This is a genomic window from Bacillus sp. FSL W8-1202, assembly GCF_038006165.1.
Classification (GTDB): domain Bacteria; phylum Bacillota; class Bacilli; order Bacillales; family Bacillaceae; genus Bacillus; species Bacillus subtilis.
On sequence record NZ_JBBOUR010000001.1, the window covers coordinates 2,630,494 to 2,643,362 of the forward strand.

Annotated in this window: 12 protein-coding genes; 7 read left to right on the forward strand and 5 right to left on the reverse strand. The window is 42.3% G+C overall.

Features of this window, described 5'->3' with window-relative positions:
- Window positions 1-10: 10 nt before the first annotated feature.
- Window positions 11-280: a hypothetical protein gene (locus tag NSQ09_RS13740; protein WP_017696821.1), complete on the reverse strand. Its 270-nt coding sequence runs from the start codon at window positions 278-280 to the stop codon at window positions 11-13.
- 180 nt (window positions 281-460) lie between these two features.
- On the opposite strand from NSQ09_RS13740, the gene NSQ09_RS13745 reads away from it, so the two are divergent.
- Entirely contained in the window at window positions 461-2,083 is a 1,623-nt protein-coding gene (locus NSQ09_RS13745) for an ABC-F family ATP-binding cassette domain-containing protein (RefSeq protein WP_003232344.1), read from the forward strand.
- 56 nt (window positions 2,084-2,139) lie between these two features.
- Window positions 2,140-3,051 (forward strand): ketopantoate reductase family protein, encoded by a 912-nt coding sequence (locus NSQ09_RS13750; RefSeq protein WP_041335746.1) that lies wholly within the window; start codon window positions 2,140-2,142, stop codon window positions 3,049-3,051.
- A 33-nt stretch (window positions 3,052-3,084) separates the two neighbouring features.
- Here NSQ09_RS13750 and NSQ09_RS13755 read toward each other — a convergent pair whose 3' ends face one another.
- The 3 genes from NSQ09_RS13755 to mreBH form a co-directional block, all read right to left on the reverse strand.
- Complete coding sequence (locus NSQ09_RS13755) at window positions 3,085-4,317, reverse strand: aminopeptidase (RefSeq protein ID WP_003232341.1); 1,233 nt, start codon at window positions 4,315-4,317, stop codon at window positions 3,085-3,087.
- Between the two features lie 108 nt (window positions 4,318-4,425).
- Entirely contained in the window at window positions 4,426-4,560 is a 135-nt protein-coding gene (locus tag NSQ09_RS13760) for a protein YkpC (RefSeq protein ID WP_003238865.1), read from the reverse strand.
- A gap of 100 nt (window positions 4,561-4,660) precedes the next feature.
- Window positions 4,661-5,668, reverse strand: a complete 1,008-nt coding sequence (gene mreBH, locus NSQ09_RS13765; RefSeq protein ID WP_003245743.1) for a cell shape-determining protein MreBH — start codon at window positions 5,666-5,668, stop codon at window positions 4,661-4,663.
- Window positions 5,669-5,951: 283 nt separating this feature from the next.
- Here mreBH and abhA point away from each other — a divergent pair, with 283 nt between their 5' ends.
- The 5 genes from abhA (at window position 5,952) to ade (ending at window position 11,166) form a co-directional block, all read left to right on the forward strand.
- The gene (gene abhA / locus NSQ09_RS13770) at window positions 5,952-6,230 is read left to right on the forward strand and encodes a transcriptional regulator AbhA (RefSeq protein ID WP_003244728.1); all 279 of its coding nucleotides are present in this window, start codon (window positions 5,952-5,954) and stop codon (window positions 6,228-6,230) included.
- A 189-nt stretch (window positions 6,231-6,419) separates the two neighbouring features.
- A complete protein-coding gene (gene kinC / locus NSQ09_RS13775) occupies window positions 6,420-7,706 on the forward strand; it encodes a two-component sensor histidine kinase KinC (protein ID WP_121591764.1) in 1,287 nt (428 codons plus the stop codon).
- 15 nt (window positions 7,707-7,721) lie between these two features.
- Window positions 7,722-8,549 carry a gamma-glutamylcyclotransferase gene (locus tag NSQ09_RS13780; RefSeq protein WP_017696825.1) on the forward strand — a complete coding sequence of 276 codons (828 nt, stop codon included), beginning with the start codon at window positions 7,722-7,724 and terminating at the stop codon, window positions 8,547-8,549.
- A 62-nt stretch (window positions 8,550-8,611) separates the two neighbouring features.
- Window positions 8,612-9,277, forward strand: a complete 666-nt coding sequence (ktrC, locus tag NSQ09_RS13785) for a Ktr system potassium transporter KtrC (RefSeq protein WP_003222311.1) — start codon at window positions 8,612-8,614, stop codon at window positions 9,275-9,277.
- Between the two features lie 155 nt (window positions 9,278-9,432).
- Window positions 9,433-11,166 (forward strand): adenine deaminase, encoded by a 1,734-nt coding sequence (gene ade, locus NSQ09_RS13790; protein ID WP_017696826.1) that lies wholly within the window; start codon window positions 9,433-9,435, stop codon window positions 11,164-11,166.
- Window positions 11,167-11,199: 33 nt separating this feature from the next.
- On the opposite strand, the gene rnjA is transcribed toward ade, so the two are convergent.
- Window positions 11,200-12,867, reverse strand: coding sequence for a ribonuclease J1 (rnjA, locus tag NSQ09_RS13795; RefSeq protein WP_003245660.1), 1,668 nt, complete (start codon window positions 12,865-12,867; stop codon window positions 11,200-11,202).
- Window positions 12,868-12,869 lie beyond the last annotated feature (2 nt).

A 12,869-nucleotide genomic window follows, 5' to 3' on the forward strand; every position in this document is an offset into this window, starting at 1 on the left:
GCAGGCGTTTTTATTTTGAAAAAGAAGCGACCAATGCAATGCATAAAACCGTGACGAACACTGAACCGATAATAGCTAGCACACTGAAGAAAAGGTGAACCTGTTTGTTCTCTTTTCCGCGCTTTTCTAAAAGCCGTTTAGAAAAAATGTGCGAAAATATGTAAATAAGGGCTATGCCTATATATAAGCCGATATCTTTGGCGGTAAAGCCTGTTACGGCAAGGTAAAAGCCCGTAAAAAAGATCAGTAAGCAATATTCAGTAAGTGTTAAAAGCCTCAACGTGTTCCTCCATGAGAGTGTGTAATTTTCCGAGCGGATGCATTCTCTCTCTTTAATTGTAACACAGCTGGCTGGTTTGGGTGTATAAGTGTTTTCTCTCTGTTTTATCAGGGAATCATTTCTCTTGCCCTGCATTCATGGTATACTTTTATTGATGATAGACATGATGGAGGATAATAAATGATTGCTGTAAATAATGTAAGCTTGCGGTTTGCGGATCGCAAGTTATTTGAAGATGTTAATATTAAATTTACCCCAGGCAACTGCTATGGGTTAATTGGTGCAAACGGTGCCGGTAAATCAACGTTTCTAAAGGTGCTGTCAGGCGAAATCGAGCCTCAGACAGGCGACGTGCATATGAGTCCTGGCGAGCGTCTTGCCGTCTTGAAGCAGAACCATTTTGAGTACGAAGAGTATGAAGTGCTGAAAGTGGTCATTATGGGCCACAAACGCCTGTATGAAGTCATGCAGGAGAAAGACGCTATTTACATGAAGCCTGATTTCTCAGATGAGGATGGGATTCGTGCTGCTGAGCTAGAAGGTGAATTCGCGGAACTGAACGGTTGGGAAGCGGAAAGTGAAGCTGCGATCCTGTTAAAAGGCCTTGGTATCTCAGAAGATCTGCACACAAAAAAGATGGCAGACCTCGGCGGTTCGGAGAAGGTAAAAGTTCTCTTGGCACAGGCATTATTCGGCAAGCCGGATGTTCTGCTCCTCGATGAGCCGACGAACCACTTGGACCTTCAGGCAATCCAGTGGCTTGAAGAGTTTCTGATTAACTTTGAAAACACAGTTATTGTCGTATCCCATGACCGCCACTTCTTAAATAAAGTATGTACGCACATTGCCGACCTTGATTTTAACAAAATTCAAATCTATGTCGGAAACTATGATTTCTGGTACGAGTCAAGCCAACTGGCGTTAAAGCTTTCTCAAGAAGCGAACAAGAAAAAAGAAGAGCAGATTAAACAGCTTCAAGAGTTTGTCGCTAGATTCAGCGCCAATGCGTCTAAATCTAAGCAGGCTACATCAAGAAAGAAACTTCTCGAAAAAATCACGCTGGATGATATTAAACCGTCTTCCCGCCGCTATCCTTATGTTAACTTCACGCCGGAACGGGAAATCGGAAATGATGTTCTTCGCGTGGAAGGCTTAACAAAAACAATCGATGGCGTAAAGGTGCTTGACAATGTCAGCTTTATTATGAATCGAGAAGATAAAATTGCTTTCACTGGCCGAAATGAACTTGCTGTTACTACGCTGTTTAAAATCATTTCCGGGGAAATGGAAGCTGACAGCGGAACGTTTAAATGGGGTGTTACCACATCTCAAGCGTATTTTCCAAAAGACAACAGCGAATATTTCGAAGGCAGTGATCTGAACCTTGTAGACTGGCTTCGCCAATATTCTCCGCACGACCAAAGTGAGAGCTTTTTACGCGGTTTCTTAGGACGCATGCTGTTCTCTGGAGAAGAAGTCCACAAAAAAGCAAATGTACTTTCCGGGGGAGAAAAGGTCCGCTGTATGCTGTCGAAAGCGATGCTTTCTGGCGCCAATATTTTAATTTTGGATGAGCCGACTAACCATTTAGACCTAGAGTCCATTACAGCGCTCAATAACGGCTTAATCAGCTTTAAAGGCGCTATGCTGTTTACTTCCCATGACCATCAGTTTGTGCAGACCATTGCCAACAGAATTATAGAAATTACACCTAACGGCATCGTCGATAAGCAAATGAGCTATGACGAGTTCCTTGAAAATGCTGATGTGCAGAAAAAATTGACTGAACTATACGCCGAATAAAAAAGCAGAGATTTCTCTGCTTTTTTTGATACCTAAATATGAAAGGAGATCACAACATGAAATTTTTGGTTGTCGGAGCAGGTGGAGTAGGTGGGTATATTGGCGGACGGCTTTCGGAGAAAGGAAATGATGTGACATTTCTCGTGCGTCAAAAACGAGCTGAGCAGCTTAAAGAAACCGGGCTTATCATCCATAGTGAAAAAGGGAATGTATCATTTCAGCCAGAACTAATCAGTGCTGGAGAAACAGGGCAATTTGATGTCGTTATCATTGCTTCTAAAGCATACTCGCTTGGTCAAGTGATAGAAGATGTCAAACCATTTATCCATCAAGAATCTGTCATTATCCCTTTTTTAAATGGGTACCACCACTATGAGCAGCTATTTGCGGCATTTTCAAAAGAACAGGTGCTGGGCGGCCTGTGTTTTATAGAAAGTGCTTTAGACAACAAAGGAGAAATTCATCATACGAGCGCATCGCATCGTTTTGTATTTGGAGAATGGAACGGCGAGCGTACGGAGCGGATAAGAGCGCTTGAAGAGGCATTTTCAGGTGTGAAGGCTGAAGTCATCATTAGCGGGCATATCGAGAAGGACATTTGGAAAAAGTATCTCTTTATTGCAGCGCAAGCGGGGATCACAACGTTATTTCAACGACCGCTTGGCCCAATCCTCGCCACAGAAGCCGGACGTCACACGGCCCAAACTCTTATTGGGGAAATTTGCGCTGTTTTACGAAAAGAAGGTGTTCCGGCTGATCCGGATCTTGAGGAAGAGAGCTTTCGTACGATGACCAACATGTCTTACCATATGAAGTCCTCCATGCTTCGGGATATGGAAAACGGCCAAACGACTGAAGGAGACCACCTGCATGGATTTTTGCTTGAAAAAGCAAAACGTTTATCTCTCGCAGCACCAGTATTAGAAACCGTTTATGCGAATCTGCAAATGTATGAAGCAGAAAAATAAAAAAAGGAGGCGGAAAAGCCTCCTTTTATTTACTTAAAAAGCCCAATTTCCGTTTCTGAAGATAGGCTCTCTTTTCCCGTCTGCCGTAATTCCGTCAATATTCATATCCTTAGAACCGATCATAAAGTCCACGTGTGTAATGCTTTCATTTAGGCCTTCTTTGACAAGCTCTTCACGAGACATCTGCTTTCCGCCTTCAATATTAAAGGCATAGGCGCTTCCGATCGCCAAATGATTTGACGCGTTTTCATCAAACAGCGTGTTATAGAAAAGAATGTTTGATTGTGATATAGGCGAATCGTAAGGAACAAGTGCCACTTCACCTAAATAGTGAGAACCTTCATCTGTTTCCACCAGTTCTTTTAAAATATCCTCACCTTTTTCAGCTTTAATGTCGACTATACGGCCATTTTCAAACGTCAGGGTGAAATTTTCAATAATATTTCCGCCGTAGCTTAATGGTTTTGTGCTTGATACCACTCCGTCAACCCCGTCTTTTTGCGGCAGCGTGAACACTTCTTCTGTCGGCATATTGGCCATAAACTCATGGCCGCTTTCATTCACGCTTCCCGCACCTGCCCAAACATGCTTCCTAGGCAGCTTAATTGTTAGATCAGTTCCTTCTGCTTGATAATGTAAGGCAGCGTAATGTCTCTCGTTCAAATGGTCAACTTTTTCATGAAGATTTTGGTCATGATTGATCCACGCCTGAACCGGGTTGTCTTCATTTACGCGCGTCGCTTTAAAAATTTCTTCCCACAGAAGGTGGATCGCTTCCTCCTCTGATTTGCCAGGAAACACCTTGTGAGCCCAGCCTGCTGATGCCGCACCTACGACAGTCCAGCTGACTTTGTCTGATTGAATATATTGTCTGTATGTATGTAATGCTTTGCCTGCTGCTTTTTGGAATGCCGCAATCCGTTTGGAATCTATACCTTTTAGCAAGTCTGGGTTTGACGACACAACAGAAATGAAAGCAGCTCCATTTTTGGCAAGCTCTTCTCTGCCTTTCGCTTCCCATTCAGGATATTCTTCAAATGCTTCAAACGGCGCAAGTTCGTATTTTAATTTGGCTACTTCGTCATCCTGCCAATTCACGGTGACGTTTTTTGCGCCCTTTTCATATGCGTGTTTTACAATTAAACGGACAAAATCCCGAACGTCTGTTGAAGCATTTACGACTACATACTGGCCTTTTTGGACATTAACGCCGACTTCTACCGCCAGCTGTGCATATGTATTTAATTTCTGTGAAAATGAATCCATGAATCATTCCTCCAAGCTTTTTTCTCATCATATCAAATATGATCCTATAAAGGAAAGAAGGAGCCCAAAGTGAAAAACCCAAAACGACACGTCTTGGGTTTTTCAATATTATGGATGATTCAGTTTTACAGTGCCGCCTGCAGGCGAATGGGGCATATTTGCCAAAGAAATGCTCATGCCTCCAAGAATAATTCCGCTTAAAATGGCTGCGATCGCTACTCTTCTTCCTAAATCTCTTAGCATCTGTTTCCTCCTTAACGTTTCTCCATTTCCCACAATATGAAGGAAGTGAGGAAAAAAGAAGCAAGAAATTTGCCGCGTGTGAGAATTTTGCGGGTAAAGACTATTTAATTGCCTTTTGCAGCTTATCAATCACTTCTAAAGAACGGCCTGTGCCGATTGCTACAGATTCAAGCGGGTTTTGCGCCACGTGTACAGGCACGACAATCTCTTCTGTGAGCCATTCTTTAATTCCATTAAGGAGCGCGCCGCCGCCTGTTAAAATAACGCCGCGATCAACAATATCTCCGCTCAATTCAGGCGGACAGTCCTCAAGTGTCGCTCTGATGGCTTCAAGAATATGCAGGAGGGATTCACGCATTGCATCTTGAATTTCGTTGGATTGAAGCATAATGGTTTTTGGAAGACCTGTCACGAGGTCACGTCCCCGAATTTCCATTGCCTCTGGTATATGTTCAATCAGAGCATGGCCAATTTCCATTTTTACCTGCTCAGCTGTGCGTTCGCCGATCAGCAAATTGTATTTTTTACGGACGAAAGAAACGATATCCTCATCAAGCTGGTCTCCGCCGATCCTGATAGAATGGCAGGAAACAACGCCACCGAAGGAAATAATAGCGACCTCTGTCGTCCCTCCGCCGATATCTACTACCACATTGGCAACCGGCTCATCAACCGGTAAATCCGCTCCGATGGCGGCTGCAACTGGCTCTTCGATTAAATGAACGTTTTTCGCGCCGCAATTTTTCACCGCATCACTGATGGCGCGGCGTTCTACTGCTGTTGAGCCTGATGGTGTGCAAACGACTACGTTCGGTTTTCTGAACGACATGCCGATGCTTTTTGCGGCTTTTTTCATAATGTGCTTTAGCAGGTCAGTTGTCATATCATAGTCTGCGATCACGCCATCTTTCATCGGTCTGACAGCGACAATTTTTCCTGGTGTTTTACCGATCATGTTTTTCGCGTCAGCTCCGATTGCAAGCACTGCTTTTGTCGTCGTATCCACTGCGACAACAGATGGTTCATTTAGGATAATCCCTTTATTTTTGCTGTAAACAAGTATATTAGCTGTTCCTAAGTCAATCCCGATTTCAGTTGATTGAAACATGTTTTCACCCAATCTCTATCCTAATTTAATATGATTCTACATTTAAAGTTTCTCAGAAATACTGCGATTTTTGGGGGTGTGCGTCGGTAAAGAAATGTTTTTGTAAAAAATCAAGGAACTGTGTAACAGAAGTAATACATTTTTCGGTTTTATAGAAAAAATATCTTGTAATTCTTATAGAAAGCGGGAAACTTTTTCAAAGTTTCATTCGTCTACGATATATTGAGGTACATCCTTAAAACATTACATGAGAAAAGAAACATTTAAAGGAAGAAGGGTTTTTATGAAATCAATAGGTGTTGTGAGAAAAGTAGATGAATTAGGCCGCATTGTCATGCCGATTGAGTTGAGACGGGCATTGGATATTGCCATAAAAGACAGCATTGAGTTTTTTGTTGACGGAGATAAAATTATCTTGAAAAAGTACAAACCTCATGGCGTTTGTTTAATGACTGGAGAAATCACTTCAGAAAATAAAGAATACGGCAACGGTAAAATTACGCTAAGCCCTGAGGGTGCACAGCTGCTTCTGGAAGAAATTCAAGCCGCTTTAAAAGAATAAAATTATGCTAAAAAAGGCGGAGCGATATCATCTCCGCCTTTTTTGCGTGCCAATTTTTGATTACCGCCGCCTAAGATAAGACATCAAGATATTTGGTAATGAATGATTTGGGATACTTTACATATTTTACTCAATTATTTGTCGAAGAATGGTACAATAAGTAGAGAAACACAAGCGGCAGGTGGTCATATGAGAAAATATCAAGCTCGTATCATTTCCATCATTTTGGCAATGATTTTTATAATGTTTTGGGATTATTTATTTTATTTTATAGGCAAAAACCCGATTAATTGGCCTGTTGATATTGTGTATACTGCAGTCACGCTGGTAAGTGTCTGGATGCTGGCTTATTATATTGATGAGAAACAGCAGCTGGTTAAGAAAATGAAGGATAACGAATGGAAGTATAAACAGCTTTCTGAAGAAAAAAAACGCATCATGGATAATTTGCAGGAAATCGTATTTCAAACGAATGCAAAAGGCGAAATTATATATTTAAACCAAGCGTGGGCATCAATAACCGGCTTTTCAATCAGTGAATGTATGGGAACAATGTATAACGATTACTTCATAAAAGAAAAGCACGTAGCCGACCACATTAACACCCAAATCCAAAACAAAGCGTCTTCTGGCATGTTTACGGCAAAATACGTGACAAAAAACGGCACGATTTTTTGGGGAGAAGTTCATTATAAACTTTACTATGACCGGGATGACCAATTTACAGGCAGCTTGGGTACAATGTCAGATATCACTGAGCGGAAAGAGGCTGAAGATGAGCTCATTGAGATTAATGAACGGCTGGCGAGGGAATCCCAGAAACTATCAATCACAAGTGAACTTGCCGCAGGTATTGCTCATGAGGTCAGAAACCCTTTAACATCTGTCAGCGGTTTCCTCCAGATTATGAAAACACAATATCCGGACAGAAAAGACTATTTTGACATCATCTTTTCAGAGATTAAAAGAATCGATTTAGTGCTCAGCGAGCTGCTGCTGCTTGCAAAACCGCAGGCAATCACATTTAAAACACACCAGCTTAATGAGATCCTGAAACAAGTCACGACATTGCTTGATACCAATGCAATTCTGTCCAATATCGTCATAGAGAAAAATTTCAAAGAGACAGATGGCTGTATGATTAATGGAGACGAAAATCAGCTGAAGCAGGTCTTTATCAACATCATTAAAAACGGAATTGAGGCAATGCCAAAGGGCGGTGTCGTAACCATTTCAACTGATAAAACCGCCTCTCATGCAGTGATAAGCGTAAAGGATGAAGGAAACGGCATGCCGCAGGAAAAGCTGAAGCAGATTGGCAAACCTTTTTATTCAACAAAAGAAAAGGGCACTGGACTGGGACTTCCCATTTGTTTGAGAATCCTGAAGGAACATGACGGGGAATTGAAAATCGAAAGTGAAGCTGGAAAAGGCAGCGTCTTTCAAGTGGTTTTGCCTTTAAAATCAGACAGCTGAGAGGAGAAAAATAAAGTGAACTCGCTTCTGTTTGTATATGGGACATTAAGAAAGTATGAAAAAAACCATCATTTGCTGGCACAATCGGCTTGTATCAATGAGCAGGCGAGAACGAAAGGAAGTTTGTTTGCTGCAAAAGAGGAGCCCACAGCTGTTTTTAATGATGAAGGCTATATATACGGCGAAGTATATGAAGCAGATGAATTGTGTATACATAAGCTCGATCAATTTTTTCAAGGATATCATAAACAAACGGTGTTTGTAGAAACGGATGTCGGGATTAAAAATGCGCTTATTTATTTTATGAACAAAGACGGGTGTGCCGGTTTTACGAAAATAAGCAGCGGCGACTGGAAAGAACATCAGATGATAAGCAAATCGAAAAATCCCATTTATTATTTTGCCTACGGATCATGCATGGATAATGCCCGCTTTCAAAAAGCGGGAGTCGATCACTATTTTCAAGATCCAGTAGGAAGAGGTGTTTTAAAAGGATACACAACTCGCTTCACGCTAAAAAGGGATGACGGTTCAAGAGCGGACATGTTGGAAGACGGAGGAACAACAGAAGGCGTTTTATACCGTATTCCTTATTCTGCTCTCTCCTATCTATATAAAAGGGAGGGTGTCGAATCTCTTACGTATCGGCCGGCATTTGTAGACGTTGAAGCTGGCGGAAGGCACTACAAAGACTGCTTAACCTTTCTCGTCCTCCAAAAAGAAGCGGAAATTGCCCCGCCTCAGCACTATCAGATTGAAATCGAACGCGGAGCGGAGCTGTATTTGTCGCCTGAGTTTACTGAAAAGCTCAAGCGGTATATGAATTCGCTGCCAAAAGGATAACACTGTAACAAAAGAATATGATAAAATTTGATCAATATCATGTCGTATAAAGGAGCACCACGATGAAAAAAGAATTTGCGGTAATTGGGCTGGGCCGTTTTGGTGGCAGTATTTGCAAAGCATTAAGCGAAGAAGGCGTCGAGGTTATGGCAATGGATATCGATGAAGATAAAGTCAACGAGTATGCCAAGATTGCATCTCACGCAGTTATCGGTGATTCGACAGACGAATCTGTCCTGAAAAATTTAGGCCTGCGAAATTTTGACCACGTTATTGTAGCAATCGGGGAAAATATTCAAGCGAGTATTTTAACGACACTCATTCTGAAAGAACTTGGCGTCCATACGATTACAGTTAAAGCGCAGAACGATTATCACGAAAAAGTGCTGTCTAAAATTGGCGCGGATCACATCGTCCACCCGGAACGCGATATGGCAAAACGAATTGCGCATAATATCGTGTCCAACAATGTACTTGACTATTTGGAGCTGTCTGAAGAGCATAGTCTTGTTGAAATCGTAGCTAACAGCCGCCTGGCTGGAAATACACTTCTCGATTTAGATATTCGCGCGAAATACGGTATTAACATCGTAGCCATAAAAAGAGGCAAGGAAGTCATCGTATCACCGCTTGCAACCGAAGTCATCCACCAAGAAGATATACTCATTGTTATTGGATCAGTTACAGACATCTCCCGTTTTGAAAAAAGAGTTCTTCATACTAAATAGCAGTCAAATAAGCCGTCCTCAAAGGGCGGTTTTTCGTATTATCAGAATATAACAACTTTAATGAACTGAGCGCCAATTTCTTAAAATTTCATTGACTAAGCACAGGCGTTCCGATAGCATATTGTACCATATAATAAAAAAGAGGAGGGGCCTATTTGAATAAAGAAGCGCTAGTCAAGAGGCTGAATGCTTCAGCCAAAAGACAAAAAGCTGATATCGTCATTAAGAACGGAAAAATCATGGACGTATATAATCAAGAATGGATATATGAAGATATTGCGATTACAGATGGAGTTATTGTAGGCCTCGGTGAGTATGAAGGTGAAAATACCATTGATGCAGAGGGACAAATGATTGTTCCGGGTTTTATTGATGGACATGTACATATTGAGTCGTCAATGGTTACACCGATTGAGTTCGCTAAAGCAGTGTTGCCTCATGGCGTGACGACGGTTGTTACAGATCCGCATGAGATCGCGAATGTGTCTGGTGAAAAAGGGATTGTGTTTATGCTTGAACAAGCTCGGCATACACCGCTGAATATCCATTTTATGCTTCCTTCCAGTGTGCCTGCCGCGAGTTTTGAGCGATCAGGCGCAATTCTCAAAGCTGCCCATCTCAAGCCTTTTTATGAAGAAGAAGAAGTATTAGGACTGGCTGAAGTTATGGATTATGTGTCGGTTCAGCAGGCTGAAGAAGACATGGTTCAGAAACTGCTCGATGCCCGTGTGGCAGGAAAACGGATAGATGGTCATTTAGCTGGTTTATCAACAGACCTCATTAACATTTACAGAACCGCCTTTGTCTTAAACGACCATGAAGTAACATCGAAGGAAGAAGCCCTTGATCGTATCAGAAGAGGCATGTATGTCATGATGCGTGAAGGATCAGTCGCCAAAAACACGCTCAATGTGCTGCCGGCGGTAAATGAAAAGAACGCACGTCGGTTCTTTTTCTGTACGGATGATAAGCATGTGGATGATTTATTGTCAGAGGGAAGTGTAAACCATCAGGTGAAAATGGCGATTCAAGCCGGACTTGATCCGTTTTTAGCCTATCAATTAGGAAGCCTCAATGCGGCCGAGTGCTACGGATTAGATACAAAGGGAGCGATTGCCCCGGGTTTTGACGCTGATTTGCTCTTTGTATCTGATCTGGAAAATGTCACTGTCACAATGACGATGGTAAAAGGGCAGACTGTTGCTGAAGACAGCAAAGCGGTCTATCAGGATCATGCTTCAACTGCAGCACCAGATCAGGCACTGCTTGATTCTGTTAAGCTTGCTGCTCCTCTTAACAAACAGGATTTTCATATGCCAATCGATTCAGAGCAGCAAATCAATGTCATTCAAATCATACCAAATCAGCTTGAAACAAGATTAGTACAAGTTCCGGCTCCTGATGCCCGCGAATTTGAGCCTGACACTGAGTTTGATTTGTTAAAGATTGCAGTTGTCGAGCGGCATAAAGGATTGAAAGAAACCGGACTTGGTGTTGTGAAAGGTTTTGGATTCAAGAGCGGAGCGATTGCCACAACCATTTCACACGACTCCCATAATATTATTGCCGTCGGAACGAATGATGAGGATATCGCGGCGGCAGTTAATAAGCTGCAGGAAATTGGCGGAGGATTAACAATTATAAAAAATGGGGAAGAGCTCCATTCAGTACCGCTGCCGATTGCAGGGTTATTATCCGACCAATCTGCAGAGCAAGTGAATCAAAGCTTGCTGACGCTTCATGATAAATTGTCGTTAATCGGTTTCACAGGCGGATTTAATCCATTTTTGACATTGTCGTTTTTAGCGTTGCCTGTCATTCCTGATATTAAAATGACGACTACGGGATTATTCGATGTAAAATCATTTCAACACATATCACTGCAATAAAAAGAGGCACTCCCTTAGAGAGTGCCTCTTTTTTTAAACCTCCATAATGATCGGCAGGATCATTGGACGGCGCTTTGTTTTTTCGTACAAGAAAGGTGCAAGCGTGTCTGTAATTTCGTTTTTGATTTCAGACCATTGAGTAGTTTTTCGTTCCATTACTTTTTGTAAGTGATTTGAAATGAGCTCTTGAGCGTCGTTGATCAAGTCACCAGATTCTCTCATGTACACAAATCCTCTGGAAATCAAATCAGGACCCGCTGAAATCTTGAAGTCGTCCATGTCAATGCTGACAACAACGATGACAAGTCCTTCTTCAGAGAGAATTCTGCGATCACGAAGTACGATATTGCCAATATCACCGATACCGCTTCCGTCAATGTACACTGAACCGGACGGGATTTTTCCTGCAACTGAAGCCTCATCGCCTTTAAGTGCTAATACTTCACCATTATCCATGATAAAGCAGTTTTCCTCTGGGATGCCACAATCTGTTGCAAGTTTGACATGCATCTTTTGCATTCTGTACTCACCGTGAATCGGCATGAAGAATTTAGGCTTGATTAAACGAAGCATCAGCTTCTGTTCTTCCTGTCCGCCGTGACCGGATGTATGGATATCGTTAAGAGGGCCGTGAATAACCTCAGCACCCGCACGATACAGCTGGTTGATTGTTCGACTCACGCTGATTGTGTTGCCTGGGATAGGGGATGAAGAAAATACGACCGTATCCCCAGGATTGATTGAAATTTGGCGGTGTGTGCCGTTTGCAATTCTTGATAACGCCGCCATTGGTTCCCCTTGGCTTCCTGTACATAAAATTGTTACTTTATTAGCAGGCATACGATTGATTTCGTTATGCTCAATAAACGTATTTTTAGGACAGTTAATATAACCGAGTGTCTGTCCAATTTCGATAGCCGATTCCATACTGCGTCCAAATACGGCAACTTTTCTTCCATTTTGTACAGCAGCCTCAATTACCTGCTGCAAGCGGTGAATATTCGACGCAAATGTAGCAAAGATAATTCGGCCGTCCACCTTGCGGAAAATGTCATGAATGCTTTCTCCTACACGGCGCTCAGACATGGTAAACTCCGGATTTTCACTGTTTGTGCTGTCTGAAAGAAGGCACAAAACGCCTTCTTTACCGATTTCGGCCATTTTCGTTAAGTTTGCCGGCTCGCCGACTGGAGTAAAGTCGAATTTGAAATCCCCAGTATGTACGATGTTTCCGGGCGGCGTTTTTACAACAATGCCGTAGGAATCCGGAATACTGTGTGTTGTTCTAAAGAATGACACAGCCGTTTTGCGGAACTTTACAATATCATCCTCGCCGATAATGTTCAGTTTCGTCTGTCTCAATAATCCATGCTCTTCAAGTTTATTCCGAAGTAAGCCGATCGCGAGTTTTCCGCCGTATACAGGAATATTCACTTGTCTGAGCAGGTATGGAATACCGCCGATGTGGTCTTCGTGCCCGTGGGTGATAAAAAGCCCTTTAATTTTATCTTCGTTTTTGACTAAATACGTATAATCAGGGATGACGTAGTCAATTCCGAGCAGTTCGTCCTCGGGAAACTTGATCCCCGCATCAATCAGTACAATTTCATCCTGGAATTGCACCGCGTACGTATTTTTACCGATTTCGCCCAAACCTCCGAGGGCGAAAACAGCAGTCTGATCATTTTTTACAAATTTCATAC